The following is a 19,126-nucleotide window of genomic DNA, read 5'->3' as shown; positions in this document are numbered from 1 at the left end:
GCCGGCTTCACGTCACCATCAGCGACCTTGAATGGCCTTCCTTGCACTCGGTATCAACCACAAGACTGCATCAGTAGACGTGCGCGAGCGCGTGGCCTTTACGCCTGAGCAACTGGTGGAGGCCCTGCAACAGCTCTGCCGACTGACCGACAGCCGCGAAGCTGCGATCCTCTCCACCTGCAATCGCAGTGAGCTTTATATAGAACAGGATCAGCTGTCGGCCGATACCGTGCTGCGCTGGTTGGCCGATTATCACCATTTGAGCCTCGATGAGCTGCGGGCCAGTGCTTACGTGCATGAAGACGATGCGGCCGTTCGTCACATGATGCGCGTTGCCGCAGGACTCGACTCGCTGGTGTTGGGCGAACCGCAGATTCTCGGCCAGATGAAGTCGGCCTACGCCGTGGCCCGCGAGGCTGGCACCATCGGCCCGCTGCTGGGACGGCTGTTTCAGGCGACGTTCAATGCGGCCAAGCAGGTGCGCACCGACACGGCCATCGGCGAAAACCCGGTCTCCGTGGCGTTCGCCGCGGTCAGCCTGGCGAAACAGATTTTCAGCGACTTGCAGCGCAGCCAGGCGCTGCTGATCGGCGCTGGCGAGACCATTACGCTGGTCGCCCGCCATTTGCATGAACTGGGGGTCAAGCGCATCGTCGTCGCCAACCGTACGCTGGAGCGCGCCAGTCAGTTGGCCGAACAGTTTGGTGCCCACGCGGTGCTGCTGTCGGACATCCCCGCGGAACTGGTGCGCAGCGACATCGTCATCAGTTCGACCGCCAGTCAGTTGCCGATTCTCGGCAAAGGCGCGGTGGAAAGCGCGTTGAAGCTGCGCAAGCACAAGCCGATCTTCATGGTCGACATTGCCGTGCCCCGGGACATCGAGCCGGAAGTCGGCGAACTCGACGACGTTTACCTCTACAGCGTCGACGATCTGCACGAAGTGGTCGCCGAAAACCTCAAGAGTCGTCAGGGCGCAGCCCAGGCGGCGGAGGAGATGGTCTCGGTCGGCGCCGACGATTTCATGGTGCGCCTGCGCGAGCTGGCGGCGGTTGACGTGCTCAAGGCCTATCGTCAACAGAGCGAACGGCTGCGCGACGAAGAATTGCAGAAGGCCCTGCGCCTGCTGGCCAACGGCGGCAACGCCGAAGACGTGCTGGGCCAATTGGCCCGTGGCCTGACCAACAAACTCTTGCATGCGCCCAGCGTGCAACTGAAAAAGCTGTCTGCCGAAGGCCGCCTCGATGCGCTGGCCATGGCCCAGGAACTCTTTGCCCTTGAGGGCTCACCGGATAGTTTTTCGGATAAAAAACCGCAATGAAAGCGTCACTGCTCAACAAGCTGGACATTCTCCAGGACCGTTTCGAGGAACTGACCGCGCTGCTCGGCGACGCCGAAGTCATTTCCGATCAGGCCAAATTCCGCGCGTATTCCAAGGAGTATGCCGAACTGGAGCCTGTAGTGGCCGGCTATAAAAAGCTGCTCGGCGTACAAAGCGATCTTGAAGGCGCGCAGGCGCTGCTCAAGGACAACGACCCCGACATGCGTGAAATGGCTGTGGAAGAAGTCCGCGAAGCCAAGGAGTTGCTGGTCACGCTGGAGTCTGATCTGCAACGCATGCTGCTGCCCAAGGATCCCAACGACGGCCGCAACGTGTTTCTCGAGATCCGCGCCGGCACCGGTGGCGACGAGGCGGCGATCTTTTCCGGGGACCTGTTCCGCATGTACTCACGCTACGCCGAGCGCCGAGGCTGGCGGGTGGAGATCCTCTCGGAAAACGAAGGCGAGCACGGTGGCTATAAAGAAGTCATCGCCCGCATTGAAGGCGATAACGTTTACGGCAAGCTCAAATTCGAGTCCGGCGCGCACCGCGTACAGCGTGTACCCGCCACCGAATCCCAGGGCCGTATCCACACCTCGGCCTGCACCGTGGCGGTGTTGCCCGAGCCGGACGAACGGGAAGCCATCGAGATCAACCCGGCGGATTTGCGCGTCGACACTTTCCGCTCCTCCGGGGCCGGTGGTCAGCACGTCAACACGACCGATTCGGCGATCCGCATCACCCACATCCCGACCGGCACCGTCGTCGAGTGCCAGGAAGAACGTTCCCAGCACAAGAACCGTGCCCGGGCGATGGCGTGGCTGTCGGCCAAGCTCAACGATCAGCAGACTGCTGCGGCGGCCAACGCCATCGCCAGCGAGCGCAAGTTGCTGGTCGGCTCCGGCGATCGCTCCGAGCGGATTCGCACCTACAACTTCGCTCAGGGCCGGGTCACCGACCATCGGGTCAACCTGACGCTGTATTCGCTTGATGAAATTCTCGCCGGCGGCGTGGAGGCCGTAATCGAGCCGTTGCTGGCCGAATACCAGGCTGACCAACTCGCCGCGATAGGTGAATAAATGACCATCATTGCCAGCCTGTTGCGCGCCGCCGAGCTGCCGGACTCGCCCACTGCGCGCCTGGACGCTGAACTGCTCCTTGCCGCCGCTTTGGGCAAGTCGCGCAGTTTTCTGCACACCTGGCCCGAGCGCATTGTGCCGAGCGACGCGGCGCTGACCTTTGCCGAATACCTGCAACGGCGCCGCAGTGGTGAGCCGGTGGCGTATATCCTCGGCCAGCAAGGCTTCTGGAAACTCGACCTGGAAGTCGCGCCGCATACGCTGATTCCACGCCCGGACACCGAGTTGCTGGTGGAGGCGGCGCTGGAACTGTTGCCAGCGACCCCGGCAACGGTGCTCGACCTCGGCACCGGCAGCGGCGCGATCGCTTTGGCCCTGGCCAGTGAGCGTCCGGCGTGGAAAGTCACCGCCGTGGATCGTGTGCTCGAAGCCGTGGCCTTGGCCGAACGCAATCGCCAGCGCCTGCAATTGGATAACGTCACGGTGCTCAGCAGCCATTGGTTCAGTGCACTTGAAGGCCAACGCTTTGGCTTGATCATCAGCAACCCGCCCTACATCGCCGCCGCCGATCCGCATCTGATCGAAGGTGACGTGCGTTTCGAACCGGCCAGCGCGCTGATCGCCGGGGAGGACGGCCTCGACGATTTGCGCCTGATCGTCGCCCAGGCTCCGGATCATCTGCACGCCGGCGGCTGGCTGATGCTCGAGCACGGCTATGATCAGGCCCAGGCTGTGCGGGATCTGTTGCTGAGCCGTGGCTTTGAAGAGGTCCACAGCCGTACCGATCTGGGCGGCCATCAACGCATCAGTCTGGGGCGTCTGCCGTGCTGAATGATCAGGAGTTGCTGCGCTACAGCCGGCAGATTCTGCTGCAACACATCGACATTGACGGCCAGTTGAAGCTCAAGGCCAGTCGGGTGTTGATTGTCGGCCTCGGCGGACTTGGCGCGCCGGTGGCCCTGTATCTGGCGGCGGCGGGCGTGGGCGAGTTGCATCTGGCGGATTTCGATACGGTCGACCTGACCAACCTGCAGCGCCAGATTATTCATGACACCGACAGCGTCGGTCTGAGCAAAGTCGACTCGGCGCTCAAACGCCTGGGCGCGATCAATCCCGAGATTCAACTGATCGCCCATCGTCAGGCGCTGGACGAGGACTCACTGGCCGCTGCCGTAGCGGCGGTGAATCTGGTGCTCGACTGTTCGGATAATTTTGCCACCCGCGAAGCGGTCAACGCCGCGTGTGTGGCGGCGTGCAAACCGTTGGTCAGCGGCGCGGCGATTCGTCTGGAAGGGCAGTTGTCGGTGTTCGACCCACGGCGTGCCGAAAGCCCTTGTTACCACTGCCTGTATGGTCACGGCAGCGAGGCCGAACTGACCTGCAGCGAGGCCGGCGTGGTCGGGCCGCTGGTCGGTCTGGTCGGCAGCCTCCAGGCGCTGGAAGCCTTGAAAATGCTGGTCGGCTTCGGCGAACCGCTGGTTGGCCGCTTGCTGCTGATCGATGCGCTGGGTTCGCGCTTTCGCGAGTTGCGGGTCAAGCGTGATCCAGGATGCGACGTCTGTGGTTCGCGCCATGCGTGAAGCGCCGATCGGCGTGTTCGATTCCGGCGTCGGCGGCTTGTCGGTATTGGCAGAAATCCAGCGTTTGCTGCCCAATGAATCGCTGCTCTATCTCGGCGATTGCGGGCACATTCCTTACGGTGAGAAAACCCCGGAATTCATCCGTCAGCGTTGCAGCGTGATGGCTGCTTTTTTCCGCGAGCAGGGCGCCAAGGCGCTGGTGCTGGCGTGTAACACCGCGACAGTGGCCGGCGTCGCCGATCTTCGTCGCGACTATCCCGACTGGCCGATTGTCGGCATGGAACCGGCGGTCAAACCCGCCGCAGCGGCCACGCGCAGTGGCGTAGTCGGCGTGCTGGCGACGACGGGTACCTTGCAAAGCGCCAAGTTTGCCGCGTTGCTTGATCGCTTTGCGGCTGATGTCAGAGTCATCACCCAGCCGTGTCCGGGGCTGGTCGAGCGGATTGAAAACGGCGATCTGCACAGCGCCGACCTGCGCACGTTGTTGCAAGGTTATGTCACGCCATTATTGGCTCAAGGCTGCGACACGATCATTCTTGGCTGCACGCACTATCCGTTCCTCAGGCCGCTGCTCAGGTCGATGATCGGCGACGATATAAGCCTGATCGACACCGGAGCCGCCGTGGCCCGGCAGCTTCAGCGTTTGCTCGCCGAGCGCGATCTGCTCGCGGACGGTCCGAGCCTGCCTGTGAAGTTCTGGACCAGCGCTGATCCGCAATCTCTCAGAAAAATCCTACCGTTGCTGGGCCAAACTGCGTCGAATGTGCAAAACTTCGACTTGTAAAAAAAATGTGAAATAACTAAAAAACGCTGAACTTCTGACCAAGCGCAGATTTCTATAGCGACAGAAGCACTAAAAACCAAACGATCGTTCCGGAAAAGGAAGTTTCAAAGTGAAGCGACTATTCTGCTTGGCCGCGATTGCGGCCGCACTGATGGGGCAAAGTCTTTCTGCACAGGCTGCAGACGTAGAGTTTGCGGTGGGCGGGACCAGCGATTCGACCATGACTTATCGTCTGGGCATGAATTTCGATTGGGACAAGAGCTGGCTGCAGAGCGATGTCGGCCGCCTGACCGGTTACTGGAGTGGCGCGTACACCTACTGGGAAGGGGACAAGACCTCCAGCAACAACAGCCTGTCGTTCTCGCCTGTCTTCGTTTACGAGTTTGCCGGTCAGTCGGTTAAACCTTACGTTGAAGCCGGTATCGGCGTGGCGTTGTTCTCCAACACCGAATACGAAGACAACAAACTGGGCGGCTCCTTCCAGTTCGAAGACCGTCTCGGTTTTGGCCTGCGCTTCAATGGCGGCCACGAAGTCGGAATCCGTGCCACGCACTATTCCAACGCCGGTCTGTCCAGCGACAACGATGGCGTAGAAAGCTACTCACTGCATTACTCGATGCCGCTGTAATCAGTCGCTACGCGCAATCCCATTGTGGGAGCGGGCTTGCTCGCGAAGGCGGTGTGTCAGTCAGCCTATAGGGCGCTGACCCACCGCATTCGCGAGCAAGCCCGCTCCCACAGTTGTTTCTGTGGTGTTCAAAAATCAGCGGTAGGCGGTAGATATGCCCCGGCGTTCTTCGATGCACTCCGCTGCGCCCATCTCAAACTCGCGGCAGATCAGCGGGCGTTTCTCGTAGATCGTGCACATCATGCTGTCGCGGTCCAGCGCCGCGCACCAGCCGTCGTCCAGGCGCAGCATGACTTCGCCGCCCCACTCATCGGTATCGATAAAGCGATCCGGCACGCCAGTGTCGGTGATCAGCAGCACTTCGAGCTGGCAACAGCACGCGGCGCAGGTCGAACAGGTGACCGCCGGTTCGGCGATTTGCGTATGAGGAATGGTTTTCATGGCGCCAGTGTAAGGCAGTGATCGCCGTGGGTGTGAACGCGCAGACGGACGCTCAAGGCGCCAGGCGTCGAGCCATTACGTGCAGCAGTGGAAACAGCAGAGCCCAGAGCAGGCCGATGACGATCAGCGTGGTGACTTCGCCGTAGGGAAATTGCACCCCGGCCAAGCGCCCACCGCCATAGTAGGACAGCGCCCCGCCCACCGCACCGAGCCCGCTGGCCGCCCACCAAGGCCGGGCGCTCCATTCAAGGCAATGACGCAAAGTCGTGGCCAGCAGCGCCCAGAGCAGCATCAGCCAGAGCGGAATCAGCGGCGAAGCATCCTCGAACCGAAACACCCCGAGGTAACGCAAAACCCCATCCACCGCCGTGCCGACAATGACCACGCAAAGAATCAAACGGCCCTCCGCCGCCCAACTGCCGATCCAGCGCAGATGGATCACCAACACCGCCAGGGCCAGCAGTAGCCACAAGCTGTCGCCGCCCAGCACGCAGGCCAGCCAGCCGAGCTGAAACAGCACGGCATTGGCCGCACGCTCAAGCATCGAAGCGGCCGAGCAGAGGCGTCGGCATCGCCGCCGGTTTGGCCAGTAACAGTTGCGCGGTGCCGATGGTGCGTTCGAGAAAGCCACCCTCGCAGTAGCACAGGTAAAACTCCCACAGCCGCAGGAAATAATCGTCGTAGCCCAATTCATTCAAACGGCCATGGGCCAGGCGAAAGTTCTCGTGCCACAGGCGCAGGGTCCTGGCGTAGTGCAGGCCGAAATCTTCCATGTGCAGCAGGTTCATGTCGGTGTCGCGGCTGACCACGTCGAGCATTTTCTGCACCGAGGGCAAGGCGCCGCCAGGGAAGATATAGCGCTGGATAAAATCGACGCTGCGTCGGGCCTGCTCATAGCGCTGTTCGCGAATGGTGATTGCCTGCAACAGCATCAAGCCGTTGCTCTTGAGCAGGCGCGCGCATTGCTTGAAGTAGGTCGGCAGGAAGCGATGGCCGACCGCTTCGATCATCTCGATCGAGACCAGTTTGTCGTACTCGCCGCTGAGGTCGCGGTAATCCTTGAGCAGCAGGGTGACGCGATCCTGCAAGCCCAGTTGTTCGATGCGTTTGGCAGTGAACGCGTGCTGCTCTTTCGACAGGGTGGTAGTGGTCACGCGGCAGCCATAATGCTGCGCTGCGTAGAGCGCCATGCTGCCCCAGCCCGTGCCGATTTCCAGCAGGTGGTCGCTGGGCTGGAGGGCAAGTTTCTGGCAGATCCGTTCCAGTTTGTTCAACTGCGCCTGTTCCAGCGTGTCGGTGGGCGTGAGGAATTGCCCGGCGGAATACATCATGGTCGGGTCGAGAAACTGTTCAAACAGTTCATTGCCAAGGTCGTAATGCGCCGCGATGTTTTTCTGCGAGCCCTTGCGCGTGTTGCGGTTGAGCCAGTGCAAGCCTTGCACCAATGGCCGACCAAGGCGCGCCAGCCCCCCTTCCATGGCATCGAGCACATCGAGATTACTGACGAAGACGCGGACGACGGCAGTCAGGTCCGGTGAACTCCAATAACCGTGGATGAACGCTTCGCCGGCACCGATGGAACCGCTGCTGGCGATCAGGCCCCACAGCGCCGGATCAAGCACATGGACTTCGCCGAGCAGAGCGCTGCCGGGGGTGCCGAAGAGCATTTGCTCGCCATCCTCGACGACCATCAATTGCCCGTGTTTGAGCTGCGCCAACTGGCGCAGCACGCCACGGCGCAGCAGCGAGCCGGTCAGACCGTTGGTGCTCAAGCGACTGAGCGGCAGGCTAGAGGATTTCATGGTGCGGCTCCTTCGGAGGCACAGAGGCGGTTTGAAAGCTGCCGTCGGCAGCCTGATGAGCGAAGATCGGCGCGCGCTTGAGCAGCAGTCGCAGCGCTTGCCAGTAAATCGCCAGGGCGGTTTTCGCGGTCATCCACGGGAAGCGCCGCAGATAGCCGTGCAGGCTGCGACGATCGAGCGGTTCGCGGCGAAGGTTGAGCGTGGCGTCGAACAGTTTCTCGTTGCCCTGCCAGTCAGCCATGTGCACGCCGAGGGTTTGCGCGGCCGGGCTGAAACTCATGCGGTACTCCAGATCCCGCGGCAGGAACGGCGAAACGTGAAACGCCTTGGCCACGGCGAAGTGCTGATGGAAATCCACCAGGCTGGTCGGCGTCCGCGCTGGCAGCACGTAGTGATAACGCTCGCGCCACGGCGTATTGGTCACTTCGCAGACAATCGCCGCCAGTTGCCCGTCGGCTTCGTGGCAGTAAAAGAAACTCACCGGATTGAACGCCAGCCCCCAACTGCGTGGCTGGGTCAGCAGGCACACCGCGCCTTGCGGCTCATGACCGATGGCCGCGCCGACCTGCTGGCGCACGGCGTCGATCAGGCGTATGCCGTGAGCGGTAAATGCTTTTAGATAATCGCTTTCGCGGAACGAAAACGGCGCAAAGCGACTGCGACCGGCCAGGGGCGACAAGGCCAACACGGCCTCCTGCTCGCTGAGGTCGAGATAGAGCAGGCCGACCCGGTAACGGAATTGGTGGCGACGGGGCGAGAAGCGTCGGTGGCCGATCCAGCCCGAGTACAGGGCGCTGTTCATAAGGTCTCACCGAACGAGGCCGCCACGCGCAAGGCGCTGACCACACCATCCTCATGAAAACCATTGGCCCAGTACGCGCCGCAGTAATGCGTGTGTTGCGCACCATCGAGTTCGGCCCAGCGATTTTGCGCGGTCGTCGCCGCGAGGCTGTATTGCGGGTGGGCGTAGGTGTAGCGAGCGAGGACCTTATCGGGGGCGATGCCCGCGCTTTGGTTGAGGCTGACGCAAAACGTCGTGTCGCTCTCGATGCCCTGCAGGATGTTCATGTTGTACGTGACGGCCGCGCGGGTATGCCCGGCGCCGCCGAGGCGATAGTTCCAGCTGGCCCAGGCCCGTTTGCGCGTCGGCAGCAGGCCGGTGTCGGTGTGCAGCACCACTTCGTTATCGGCATAGGGCAGGGCACCGAGGATCGCCCGTTCGGCATCGCTCGGGATGGCCAGCAGTTGCAGGGCCTGGTCGCTGTGGCAGGCGAACACCACTTTGTCGAAATGTTCGATGCCGGCCGGGCTGTGGATAACCACGCCGTGTTGGTTGCGTTCGACGCGAGTCACCGCGCAATTGAGGCGAATATTGCCCTTGAACGACGCCGTCAGCGGCGCGATGTAAGCACTCGAACCGCCGACAATGACTTGCCACTGCGGCCGATCGCTGACGGACAGCAGCCCGTGATTCTTGAAGAAACGCAGAAAAAACTGCAGCGGGAAATTAAGCATCTGCGCCATGGGCATCGACCAGATGGCCGCGCCCATCGGCACGATGTAATGCAGGACGAAGCGCTCCCCGTAACCGCCAGCCTTCAGGTATTCATCGAGTGTGGTATCGGCGCCAATGCGCAACTCGGCGAGATCACGCTGGGCTTGTTTGTTGAACCGCAGAATGTCTTTCAGCATGCCCCAGAAACCCGGCGACAACAGGTTGCTGCGCTGGGCGAACAGGCTGTTGAGGTTGTTGCCGTTGTATTCCACACCGGTGTCCGGGTCGGTCACCGAGAAACTCATCTCGGTCGGTTTGAAAGCCACGCCGAGCTGGTTGAGCAAGCGGATGAAGTTCGGATAGGTCCAGTCATTGAAGACAATGAACCCGGTGTCCACGGCGAACTCCTGGCCTTGGTGCTTGACCGGCACGGTGTGCGTATGACCGCCGACCCAGTCGCCAGCTTCGAACACTGTAATGTCATGACGGCGCTTGAGCAGGTAGGCGCAGGTGAGCCCGGCGATACCGCTGCCAATCACGGCGATTTTCATATCGGGTCTCGCTGCGGTGGGTTTTTGCGCACCATGCGTTTGCCGATGGCGAGCTGAGCGCGGGCGGGCAGTTTCGACAGCGGCCACAGCGCCGCCATGAACAGCGCCGGAAAGGCAATTTCCAGCGGACGGTCCTTGAGTTTGGCGTAGATGTGACGAGCCGCTTTATCCACAGGCCAGCTCAGCGGCATCGGGAAATCGTTCTTCTCGGTCAGCGGCGTTTCGACGAAACCGGGACTGATCACCGTGACTTCAATGCCTTCATCCGCCAGATCGATACGCAGTGATTCGAACAGATAACGCAGCCCGGCCTTCGATGCGCCGTAGGCTTCAGCCCGTGGCAGGGGCAGGTAAGTCACCGAGCTGGCCATGCCGACCAGGTGCGGCGCGGTGCCTTTGCGCAGCAGGGGCAGGGCGGCTTCGATGCAGTAACTGCTGGCAAGCAGATTGGTGCGCACCACGTGTTCGATGATCGAGGCATCGAACTGGCGGGCATCGACATATTCACAGGTGCCGGCGTTGAGAATCACGCTGTCCAGCGAACCCCAGGCCTCGGTGATCTGCTCACCGATTTCGCGCACGGTCTGACTGTCGGTCAGGTCTCCCGGCACCACCAGCACCTGTCCCGGATAGCGTTGGGACAGGACTTTGAGTGGCGCAACGTTGCGTGAGCTGACGGCCAGATGCGCGCCGCTTTTGAGGATGTACTCACACAATGCAGCGCCGATGCCACTGCTGGCCCCTGTCAGCCAATAACGCCGTGGAGGTGTACGACTCATCCCATTCTCCTTTTCAGCCAGGCAATCACCCGGCCCAATATTGGCAAGTGTTCATACAGCAGCGCCCCGGCATCGAAATAATCCCGGTGGCGATAAACCTTGTCCCGCCAGAGCAGGTGCGAACAGCCGTTGACGCGAATCTCGCGGCCGCCGGCCAGACGCGGGTGGCGGTAACTCATGACCCAGCGCAGGTAACCCTCACCTTCGCCGATCTGGTCGAAACCGTGAAAATCGAAACGCAGATCGCTGACGTTGGCGTACAACTCGGTGAAGTAATCTTGCAGTTGCGCCAGACCCTGCACTTCATGCAGTGGATCGGTGAAATGAATGTCGCTGCTGTACAGCTCGCCCAGGCGATGCAGGTTGTCTTTGTTCAGCCCGGAAAATTTCCGGGCGAAGCTGCGCAGGAATTCACTCATTGACGGCTCCGGCAGACTGGCGCGACGGCAGATTCTTGAACGCCGTCAGCGCGCGGTCGCGTGAAGCGCCGAGGTTGACGATCGGCGCCGGATAATCCGCTACGCCGAACAGCCCTCCAGCGCTGGCCGGGTTGTGTACTTGCTTCTTGTTGAGCCCAGCCAGTTCCGGCAGCCAGTGCTTGATGAACACGCCTTCGGCGTCGAACTTTTCCGACTGGCTGACCGGGTTGAAAATGCGGAAGTACGGCGCTGAGTCGGTGCCGGTCGACGAGCTCCATTGCCAGCCACCGTTGTTCGCCGCCAGATCACCATCGATCAGGTGGCGCATGAAAAAACGTTCGCCTTCGCGCCAGTCGATCAGCAGGTTTTTGGTCAGGAACATCGCCACCACCATGCGCAGGCGGTTATGCATCCAGCCGGTTTCGAGCAATTGGCGCATCGCTGCGTCGATGATCGGCAGGCCGGTGCGTGCCTCTTGCCAAGCCTTCAAATCCTCCGGCGCGTTACGCCATGCCAGCGCTTCGGTTTCCGGGCGGAAGGCGCGGTGCCGCGAAACTCGCGGATAGCCGACCAGGATGTGTTTGTAGAACTCGCGCCACAGCAGTTCGTTGATCCAGGTGACCGCGCCGACCTTGCCGCTTTCGAACTCGCCCTGATTGCTGTGCAGCGCGGCGTGCAGGCACTGGCGTGGCGAGATCACCCCGGCGGCCAGATAAGGCGAGAGCTGGCTGGTGCCGGGCTTGGCCGGAAAGTCGCGTTCGCTCTGGTAATAGTCGATCTGCGCATCGGTGAAGGTATCGAGACGGCGTCGCGCTTCTTCTTCGCCGGCCGGCCACAATGCGCGCAGCGATTCGCTCGGCGTGGCGAAGCCTTTGACCTCGTCGGGAATCGCATCGCTGGCGATGTTCAGCGCAGCCTGTTTGCCCGGTGCCTTGAGCCGTGACGGCAGCGAACCGTGCAGGCGTTCGTAGCAGACTTTGCGGAACTGGCTGAAGACCTGAAAGTAAGTACCGGTTCTGGTCAGCACGGTGCCGGGTTTGAACAGCAACTGATCCAGATAACTGTGGAATTCGATGCCCTCGGCCCGCAACGTTTCGGCCACGGCTTCATCGCGACGGCTTTCATGAACGCCGTATTCCTCGTTGACGTGAACCGCTTCGATCTTCAATTGCCGGCAGAGCTTGAGCAGTTCTGCCGGCGCCTGGTCCCAGTGCGCTGCGCTGCGAATCAACAGCGGGATGTTCAGCGCGCCGAGACTGTGGCTCAGCTCGCGCAGGTTGCGCAGCCAGAAATCCACCTTGCACGGCGCATCGTCATGTTCCAGCCATTGCTGCGGGCTCAACAGGTACACGGCCACGGTCGGGCCGCGCGCTGCGGCGGCCGCCAGGGCAGTGTTGTCGTGTTGGCGCAAGTCGCTGCGCAGCCAGATCAGTTGCATGTCGTTGGACTCATCATCAAATCAGGCCGCGCTCGAGCAGCGCCTGGTGCGCAGCAAGCGGATCTTCAGCCAGGAATAAATCGGCGGATTCGGCAGTTCTGGCGGACAACTCGGCGTGGTGGATATGCACCGCCGGTCCGGCGATCAATGTCGGGCAACCGACGTTTGCCAACAGTTTTGGCAACTGCGCCAGTTGCAGGGCTTTGCTGGAATACAGCAGAACGCCACGGGCCTGGAGCTGTTCGACGGTCAACGCAAGTTCACCGGCCGGCAGCGGCCAGTCGAACACCTGCACCGGGCAATCAGCGCTGCTGATCAGCCACGCGCACAGCCACAGTTGGGGTTCCAGTGGCAGGTCGGAATGATTGATCAGCAGCAGCGGTGCGGCATGCAGTTGGCGGTTGTTGTGGTAGATGCGTGCGCCGAATTTACTGCGCAGCCAGGACAGGAAAAACACCCGCTCCATCTGCGCGCCGAACTGGCCCTGCCAGCGCTGTTCGAGTTCGCTCAGCAACGGCATCAGCAGTTGTTCGCACAGCGTGCGCGGCGGGTACAGCGCCATGGCTTGGTTGACGCTGTCATCCAGCGTGCGTTCATTGAGTGCGGTAACCGCGGCGAGCAGCGTCTGCTGCAAGCGTTGCCAGTCGTTTTCCACGGTTTCGCTGAACGCTTGCGGCGTGTCGAGCAGAGGCTTGACCTGGCTGACGGCAACGCCACGGTTGAGCCAGGTGAGAATGGCCAGAATCCGCTGCACATGTTCGGCTGAATACAAACGGTGGCCCTTGGGCGTGCGCTGTGGCACGACCAGCCCGTAGCGGCGTTCCCACGCACGCAAGGTAATGGCGTTGACCCCGGTCTGCCGCGCGACTTCGCGGATTGGCAGCCAGCCCTCGTCGAGGGCTTTCTTGAAGTCGGCGCCGAGGTCTTCCTGGGCGCTGCTGTCGGTTTTTTCGTTCATTAGATAGCGTTTCGCAGACTGAGGTTTTCCGGATGCGGCTGCAGGTACACCTGTTGCGCAATGTAGGGATCCGGATGGAGGCGAAAATGATGCTTGAGCAGGGTCAACGGCACCACCAGCGGCACGATGCCCTGACGGTACTGGCCGATGACCTGCTGCATTTCCTGTTTGTCTTCGGCGCTCAGCGATTGTTTCAAATATCCGCTGATGTGCAGCAGCACGTTGCAATGGGTACCGCGGGTCGCGCATTTTTTCAGTGCGGCCATCAGTTCGCTGAAATAGCGCGGGCCGAGCTCCGCTGGGTCGCTGTCGGCCATGTTGCCGAGCAATTTGCCCAAGGCTTTGTATTGCAGCGGGTTGTGCGCCATCAGCAGGTATTTGTAGCGCGAGTGGAATTCAGTGAGGGCGCGGCGGCTCAGGCCCTGGGCGAGCACTTGCTGCCAGGCGCTGTAGGCAAGCACGCGGGTGATGAAGTTTTCCCGCAGCACCGGATCGTTGAGGCGTCCGGCTTCTTCCACCGGCAAATCCGGATGCTGTGCACAGAACGCCTGGGCATAGATACCACGGCCGCCACCATTCACCGGAGCGCCGTTGGCGTGATAGACCTTGACCCGCTCCAGCCCGCAGGACGGCGATTGCTGCATGAAGATATAGCCGCAGAGATCTTGCAGCTCACCGGCCATTTTTTCGCCGTACTCGGCCAGTGGCCGGGTGACGTTGATGCTCGGATTTACGGTGCCGACCGCCTCGGGCTGTTGCGGGTCGCCGACCAGCCGAATCGGCTCGCGGGGAATGCCCATGCCGATGGCGACTTCCGGGCACAGCGGCACGAAGTCGAAGTATTCCGCCAGGGTTCGGCTGCACAGCCGTGATTCCTTGTGCCCACCGTTGAAGCGCACTTCTTCGCCCAGCAGGCAGGCGCTGATGGCGATCTTCGGCTTGGACAGGGAAGCAGTAGACATGAGCACCTCGAATCTATACCTGTACAGAGGGTTGTCTCTGTACAATTTTGCTCAGCATAGATCCGTGGATGTACAAGTCAAATGGTTTGTATAAGTTTTTTTGTAGGAGTGAGCCTGCTCGCGATGGCGGTGTGTCAGACGGATTGTTTTGACTGAGACACCGCCATCGCGAGCAGGCTCACTCCTACAGGGGGGAATTTATTTCCAGCCTAGTAGCCAGTGTTCGTTGTTCTGGAGCGTTCGCCAATCCAGGCGCTCGCTGCGCTGGGTCAGCACCGCCTGCAATTCAACCTCCAGCACCGTGCCGTCTTCATCCCGGATCAGTTCGGTGACCAGAAAATGTTTCTCGCGATTCTGCGGGTGGGCTGCTGTCCATTTCGACAGCAGCAATTTGCGCGGGTTGATGCGATTCATTGCAGGTGTTCATGCAAGCGACGTGCAGCCTCCTGACCGCTGAGCCAGGCTCCTTCGACACGCCCCGACAGGCACCAGTCGCCGCAGGCGTACAGGCCCAGATCGGCGTCGGCCAGCGTCGTCCATTCATGGCCGGTGGCGGGGCGCGCGTAGAGCCAGCGATGGGCGAGGCTGAAGGTTGGCGCGGGCATGGCGCTGTGCAGCAATTCGGCGAACGCACCGTGCAGTTGCTCGATCACGGCTTCCTTGGGCAAGTCGATATGCTGTCGGCTCCATGCGCTGGTGGCGTGCAGCACCCAGGTGTCGAGGGTGGTGTCGCGTCCGGGTTTACTGCGATTGCGCGCCAGCCAGTCGAGGGGGCTGTCCTGCACGAAGCAGCCTTCGATCGGTGTGTCCAGCGGTGTCTCGAAGGCGAGGGCGACGGCCCAGGTCGGGTCCATTTTTACCCCGGCGGCGGCCCCGGCGAGTTTCGGTGCGGCCGCCAGCAGCGCTGTCGCTTGTGGTGCTGGCGTGGCGATGACCACATGGCTGAACGGCCCGTGGGTGAAGCCTTCGGCGTCTTGCAAGTGCCAGTGCTCTTCACCGCGATAAACCTCGGTGATCCGGCAGGCAAACTGCACGTCCAGACCGTCGAGCAGGCCACGGGTAATGGCGCTCATGCGCGGCGTGCCGACCCAACGGGTCTGCTCGTCCGGGGACAGGTTCAATTGCCCGCCCTGAAAGGTGTACAGCTGCGGCGCCCACTCGGCGGCCCAGCCCTTGCTTTGCCAGCGTTGCACTTCCGTGACAAAACGCCGGTCGCGCGCGGTGAAATATTGCGCACCCAGATCCAGCGAACCCGCGTCGCTGCGCTTGCTGGACATGCGCCCGCCGCTGCCGCGGCTTTTATCGAACAGTTGAACGGTATGCCCGGTCTCTGTCAGAGCCTGGGCGGCGGAGAGTCCGGCGATGCCGGTGCCGATGATTGCGATAGGTACAGTCATAGGGGCCTCGTTTACCTTTCTGTACAGACTACGCCGTCGATGAAACCTGTACAATTATGTTTTTTGGTATAACTTCTAGCATTCTCGTTCTGACAGCTTGGCCTATTGTTAAACCATAGAGCCTGCTCGATCGAAAAGATCCCTGCCTATAAAAATAGACTAGTGATCCGGGTTAAACGCCACGCGAGGAAGATGTCATGCACATATTGCTGACCGGCGGTACTGGTTTGATAGGACGTCAGCTCTGCCGGCACTGGCTGGAGCAGGGGCATCGCCTGACCGTGTGGAGTCGACGCGCGCACAAGGTCGCGCAGATTTGCGGGCCAGACGTTCGCGCAATTGCACGTCTGGAGGACCTCGGCGAGGAGCCGCTGGACGCAATCGTCAATCTCGCCGGCGCGCCAATTGCCGATCGGCCGTGGACCCATCGACGCAAGGCGTTGTTGTGGAGCAGCCGTATCACCCTGACCGAGACCTTGCTGGCGTGGCTGGAAACTCGCGTACAGAAACCGGCGTTGCTGATATCCGGCTCGGCGATCGGCTGGTACGGCGACGGTGGCGAACGCGAGCTGACAGAAGAATCGCCGCCTGGCATCGACGATTTTGCCAGCCAGCTGTGTATCGCCTGGGAAGAGACCGCCCTGCGCGCCGAGAACCTCGGCATCCGCGTAGTGCTGCTGCGAACCGGTCTGGTGCTGTCGGCCGAGGGCGGCTTTTTGTCGCGGCTGTTGCTGCCGTTCAAGCTCGGGCTGGGCGGGCCTTTGGGCAATGGTCGGCAGTGGATGCCGTGGATTCACATCGACGATCAAATCGCCCTGATTGATTTTCTTCTGCACCATCATCAGGCGAGCGGTCCTTATAATGCCTGCGCGCCGAAACCTGTGCGCAACCGCGAATTTGCCAAGACCCTGGGCAGTGTCTTGCACCGCCCGGCGTTCATGCCGATGCCGACCCTGGCGCTGAAGGTCATGCTCGGCGAGCTGTCACTGTTATTGCTCGGCGGCCAGCGCGCCACGCCGGCACGTTTGCTCGAAGCGGGCTTTACCTTCCGCTTTACGGATTTACGCGCGGCCCTGGATGATCTCTCCAGCCGCCTCTGAAATAGGACGTTGCATGACCGATCACGCTTTGCTTCTGGTCAACCTGGGCTCTCCGGCCTCCACCTCGGTGGCCGATGTGCGCAGCTACCTCAATCAATTTCTGATGGACCCGTACGTGATCGACCTGCCATGGCCGCTGCGGCGGTTGCTGGTGTCGCTGATCCTGATCAAGCGCCCGGAGCAATCGGCGCATGCCTATGCGTCGATCTGGTGGGAGGAGGGCTCACCGCTGGTGGTGCTCAGCCGCCGCTTGCAAGCGCAAATGACCGAGACGTGGAAACACGGCCCGGTGGATCTGGCGATGCGTTACGGCGAGCCGTCTATCGAAACCTGTCTGTTGCGGCTGGTGAAAGCCGGGCACAGGAAAATCACCTTGGCGCCGCTGTATCCGCAGTTCGCCGACAGCACCACGACCACCGTGATCGAAGAAGCGCGGCGCGTGCTGCGCGAGAACAAGCTCGACGTGAAGTTATCGATCCTGCAACCGTTCTACGATCAGCCGGAATACATCGAAGCACTGGCCGCCAGCGCCCGCCCGCATCTGCAGCAGGATTACGATCATTTGCTGCTGAGCTTTCATGGCTTGCCGGAGCGGCACCTGACCAAACTCGACCCGACCGGCAAACATTGCCTCAAGGGCGCCGACTGCTGCCAGACCGCCTCGCCGGCGGTATTGGCGACCTGCTACCGCGCGCAATGTTTCCGCACCGCCGCCGCCTTCGCCAAAACCATGGGCCTGGCGGACGGCAAATGGTCGGTATCGTTTCAGTCGCGCCTGGGGCGAGCGAAGTGGATCGAGCCTTACACCGAAGCGCGGCTGGATGAGCTGGCCAAAAGCGGGGTGAAAAAGATTCTGGTGATGTGCCCGGCGTTCGTCGCTGACTGCATCGAGACGCTGGAAGAAATTGGTGATCGCGGCAAGGAACAATTCCGCGAAGCGGGGGGCGAGGAGCTGGTGCTGGTGCCCTGCCTGAACGACGACCCGCAATGGGCCAGGGCGTTGGCGACTCTCTGCGAACGAGCGCCGCTGTCCCTCTAAAAGCCAAGAGCTTCGCGAGCAGGCTCGCTCCCACAGGTTGAAATGCATTCCAAACCTGTGGGAACGATCATTGCGCAGGGTTAGATCAGCGGCTCATCCGCCTTCTTCTGCTTCCAGCCGTCATTGCCCGGCAGGATCAGGTTCAGCGCAATCGCCACCACTGCGCACAGTGCGATGCCTTTGAGGCCGAAGTCATCCGGGCCAGTGCCGGTGCCGACCAGCACACCACCAATGCCGAACACCAGCGTCACCGAGACGATCACCAGATTGCGCGCTTCGCCCAGGTCGATCTTGTGGCGGATCAGGGTATTCATGCCCACCGCCGCGATCGAACCGAACAACAGGCACAGAATCCCGCCCATCACCGGCACCGGAATGCTTTGCAGCAGCGCGCCGAACTTGCCGATGAACGCCAGGGTGATGGCGAAGATTGCCGCCCAGGTCATGATTTTCGGGTTGTAGTTTTTGGTCAGCATCACCGCGCCGGTTACTTCAGCGTAGGTGGTGTTGGGCGGGCCGCCGAACAGCCCGGCCGCGGTGGTGGCGATGCCGTCACCGAGCAGGGTGCGATGCAGGCCCGGCTTCTTCAGGTAATCGCGACCCGTCACACTGCCAACGGCAATCACGCCGCCGATGTGCTCGATCGCCGGGGCCAGCGCCACCGGAACGATGAACAGAATCGCCTGCCAGTTGAACTCCGGCGCGGTGAAGTGCGGCAGGGCGAACCAGGGCGCCGCGGCAATCTTCGCGGTATCGACCACGCCGAAATAAAACGACATGGCGAAACCGACCAGCACACCGGAGATGATCGGCACCAGACGGAAGATGCCTTTGCCAAACACCGCCACGATCAGCGTGGTCAGCAGTGCCGGCATCGAGATCAACATGGCGGTCTGGTAGTGGATCAGCTCGGTGCCGTCGCCAGCTTTGCCCATCGCCATGTTCGCGGCGATCGGCGCCATGGCCAGGCCGATGGAAATGATCACCGGGCCAATCACCACCGGAGGCAGCAAACGGTCGATAAAACCGGTGCCTTTGATCTTCACGGCAAGGCCGAGGAAGGTGTAGACGAAACCGGCCGCCATCACCCCGCCCATGGTCGCGGCGAGGCCGAACTGGCCCTTGGCGAGGATGATCGGGGTGATGAAAGCGAAGCTCGACGCCAGAAACACCGGCACCTGCCGCCCGGTGACGATCTGGAACAGGATCGTTCCCAGACCTGCGGTAAACAGGGCCACGTTCGGATCAAGGCCGGTGATCAGCGGCATCAGCACCAAAGCGCCGAACGCCACGAACAGCATCTGCGCGCCGGACAGCACCGTGCGCCAGAGCGGATCGTTGAACTCTTGCTGCATG

21 protein-coding genes are annotated in these 19,126 nt (G+C 61.6%); 8 read left to right on the top strand and 13 right to left on the bottom strand.

Features of this window, described 5'->3' with window-relative positions; translation table 11 throughout:
• The first annotated feature begins 31 nt into the window (after nucleotides 1–31).
• The 6 genes from hemA (at nucleotide 32) to HU739_RS24385 (ending at nucleotide 5,389) form a co-directional block, all read left to right on the top strand.
• Nucleotides 32–1,318, top strand: coding sequence for a glutamyl-tRNA reductase (gene hemA, locus HU739_RS24410; RefSeq protein WP_186551163.1), 1,287 nt, complete (start codon nucleotides 32–34; stop codon nucleotides 1,316–1,318).
• The gene (prfA, locus tag HU739_RS24405) at nucleotides 1,315–2,397 is read left to right on the top strand and encodes a peptide chain release factor 1 (RefSeq protein ID WP_186551164.1); all 1,083 of its coding nucleotides are present in this window, start codon (nucleotides 1,315–1,317) and stop codon (nucleotides 2,395–2,397) included. The genes hemA and prfA overlap by 4 nt, the downstream gene beginning before the upstream one ends.
• Nucleotides 2,398–3,228, top strand: a complete 831-nt coding sequence (gene prmC, locus HU739_RS24400) for a peptide chain release factor N(5)-glutamine methyltransferase (RefSeq protein WP_186551165.1) — start codon at nucleotides 2,398–2,400, stop codon at nucleotides 3,226–3,228.
• A complete protein-coding gene (locus tag HU739_RS24395; RefSeq protein WP_186551166.1) occupies nucleotides 3,222–3,977 on the top strand; it encodes a molybdopterin-synthase adenylyltransferase MoeB in 756 nt (251 codons plus the stop codon). The genes prmC and HU739_RS24395 overlap by 7 nt, the downstream gene beginning before the upstream one ends.
• A complete protein-coding gene (gene murI, locus HU739_RS24390) occupies nucleotides 3,970–4,761 on the top strand; it encodes a glutamate racemase (protein WP_186551167.1) in 792 nt (263 codons plus the stop codon). Before HU739_RS24395 ends, murI begins: the two co-directional genes overlap by 8 nt.
• 109 nt (nucleotides 4,762–4,870) lie before the next feature.
• Nucleotides 4,871–5,389 carry an acyloxyacyl hydrolase gene (locus HU739_RS24385; RefSeq protein WP_186551168.1) on the top strand — a complete coding sequence of 173 codons (519 nt, stop codon included), beginning with the start codon at nucleotides 4,871–4,873 and terminating at the stop codon, nucleotides 5,387–5,389.
• 135 nt (nucleotides 5,390–5,524) lie between these two features.
• Here the strand turns inward: HU739_RS24385 and HU739_RS24380 are convergent, their stop codons facing one another.
• From HU739_RS24380 to HU739_RS24325, 12 genes are all read right to left on the bottom strand, one after another.
• Nucleotides 5,525–5,830 carry a YkgJ family cysteine cluster protein gene (locus tag HU739_RS24380; RefSeq protein WP_186551169.1) on the bottom strand — a complete coding sequence of 102 codons (306 nt, stop codon included), beginning with the start codon at nucleotides 5,828–5,830 and terminating at the stop codon, nucleotides 5,525–5,527.
• A gap of 52 nt (nucleotides 5,831–5,882) precedes the next feature.
• Nucleotides 5,883–6,374, bottom strand: a complete 492-nt coding sequence (locus tag HU739_RS24375; RefSeq protein ID WP_186551170.1) for a DUF2878 domain-containing protein — start codon at nucleotides 6,372–6,374, stop codon at nucleotides 5,883–5,885.
• Entirely contained in the window at nucleotides 6,367–7,632 is a 1,266-nt protein-coding gene (locus HU739_RS24370; protein ID WP_186551171.1) for an SAM-dependent methyltransferase, read from the bottom strand. The genes HU739_RS24375 and HU739_RS24370 overlap by 8 nt, the downstream gene beginning before the upstream one ends.
• A complete protein-coding gene (locus tag HU739_RS24365) occupies nucleotides 7,619–8,434 on the bottom strand; it encodes a DUF1365 domain-containing protein (protein ID WP_186551172.1) in 816 nt (271 codons plus the stop codon). Before HU739_RS24365 ends, HU739_RS24370 begins: the two co-directional genes overlap by 14 nt.
• Complete coding sequence (locus HU739_RS24360; protein ID WP_186551173.1) at nucleotides 8,431–9,678, bottom strand: NAD(P)/FAD-dependent oxidoreductase; 1,248 nt, start codon at nucleotides 9,676–9,678, stop codon at nucleotides 8,431–8,433. The genes HU739_RS24365 and HU739_RS24360 overlap by 4 nt, the downstream gene beginning before the upstream one ends.
• The gene (locus tag HU739_RS24355) at nucleotides 9,675–10,457 is read right to left on the bottom strand and encodes an SDR family NAD(P)-dependent oxidoreductase (protein WP_186551174.1); all 783 of its coding nucleotides are present in this window, start codon (nucleotides 10,455–10,457) and stop codon (nucleotides 9,675–9,677) included. The genes HU739_RS24360 and HU739_RS24355 overlap by 4 nt, the downstream gene beginning before the upstream one ends.
• Nucleotides 10,454–10,876: a nuclear transport factor 2 family protein gene (locus HU739_RS24350; protein ID WP_186551175.1), complete on the bottom strand. Its 423-nt coding sequence runs from the start codon at nucleotides 10,874–10,876 to the stop codon at nucleotides 10,454–10,456. The genes HU739_RS24355 and HU739_RS24350 overlap by 4 nt, the downstream gene beginning before the upstream one ends.
• Entirely contained in the window at nucleotides 10,869–12,314 is a 1,446-nt protein-coding gene (gene phrB / locus HU739_RS24345; RefSeq protein ID WP_186551176.1) for a deoxyribodipyrimidine photo-lyase, read from the bottom strand. The genes HU739_RS24350 and phrB overlap by 8 nt, the downstream gene beginning before the upstream one ends.
• A 16-nt stretch (nucleotides 12,315–12,330) precedes the next feature.
• A complete protein-coding gene (locus tag HU739_RS24340; RefSeq protein WP_186551177.1) occupies nucleotides 12,331–13,272 on the bottom strand; it encodes a MerR family transcriptional regulator in 942 nt (313 codons plus the stop codon).
• The gene (locus HU739_RS24335; protein ID WP_186551178.1) at nucleotides 13,272–14,234 is read right to left on the bottom strand and encodes a YbgA family protein; all 963 of its coding nucleotides are present in this window, start codon (nucleotides 14,232–14,234) and stop codon (nucleotides 13,272–13,274) included. Before HU739_RS24335 ends, HU739_RS24340 begins: the two co-directional genes overlap by 1 nt.
• 198 nt (nucleotides 14,235–14,432) lie before the next feature.
• Entirely contained in the window at nucleotides 14,433–14,648 is a 216-nt protein-coding gene (locus tag HU739_RS24330) for a TIGR02450 family Trp-rich protein (protein ID WP_186551179.1), read from the bottom strand.
• Entirely contained in the window at nucleotides 14,645–15,631 is a 987-nt protein-coding gene (locus HU739_RS24325; RefSeq protein ID WP_186551180.1) for an NAD(P)/FAD-dependent oxidoreductase, read from the bottom strand. Before HU739_RS24325 ends, HU739_RS24330 begins: the two co-directional genes overlap by 4 nt.
• Before the next feature lie 197 nt (nucleotides 15,632–15,828).
• Between HU739_RS24325 and HU739_RS24320 the strand changes: the two genes are divergently transcribed.
• Entirely contained in the window at nucleotides 15,829–16,731 is a 903-nt protein-coding gene (locus HU739_RS24320) for a TIGR01777 family oxidoreductase (protein WP_186551181.1), read from the top strand.
• Nucleotides 16,732–16,744: 13 nt separating this feature from the next.
• Nucleotides 16,745–17,770, top strand: coding sequence for a ferrochelatase (hemH, locus tag HU739_RS24315; RefSeq protein WP_186551182.1), 1,026 nt, complete (start codon nucleotides 16,745–16,747; stop codon nucleotides 17,768–17,770).
• An 80-nt stretch (nucleotides 17,771–17,850) separates the two neighbouring features.
• On the opposite strand, the gene HU739_RS24310 is transcribed toward hemH, so the two are convergent.
• Nucleotides 17,851–19,125 carry a uracil-xanthine permease family protein gene (locus HU739_RS24310; RefSeq protein ID WP_186551183.1) on the bottom strand — a complete coding sequence of 425 codons (1,275 nt, stop codon included), beginning with the start codon at nucleotides 19,123–19,125 and terminating at the stop codon, nucleotides 17,851–17,853.
• Nucleotide 19,126 lies beyond the last annotated feature (1 nt).

This window comes from Pseudomonas hamedanensis (assembly GCF_014268595.2).
GTDB classification, from domain to species: domain Bacteria; phylum Pseudomonadota; class Gammaproteobacteria; order Pseudomonadales; family Pseudomonadaceae; genus Aquipseudomonas; species Aquipseudomonas hamedanensis.
The sequence above is the reverse complement of the archived record's forward strand: the minus strand, read 5'-3'. Positions and strand labels throughout refer to the sequence as shown.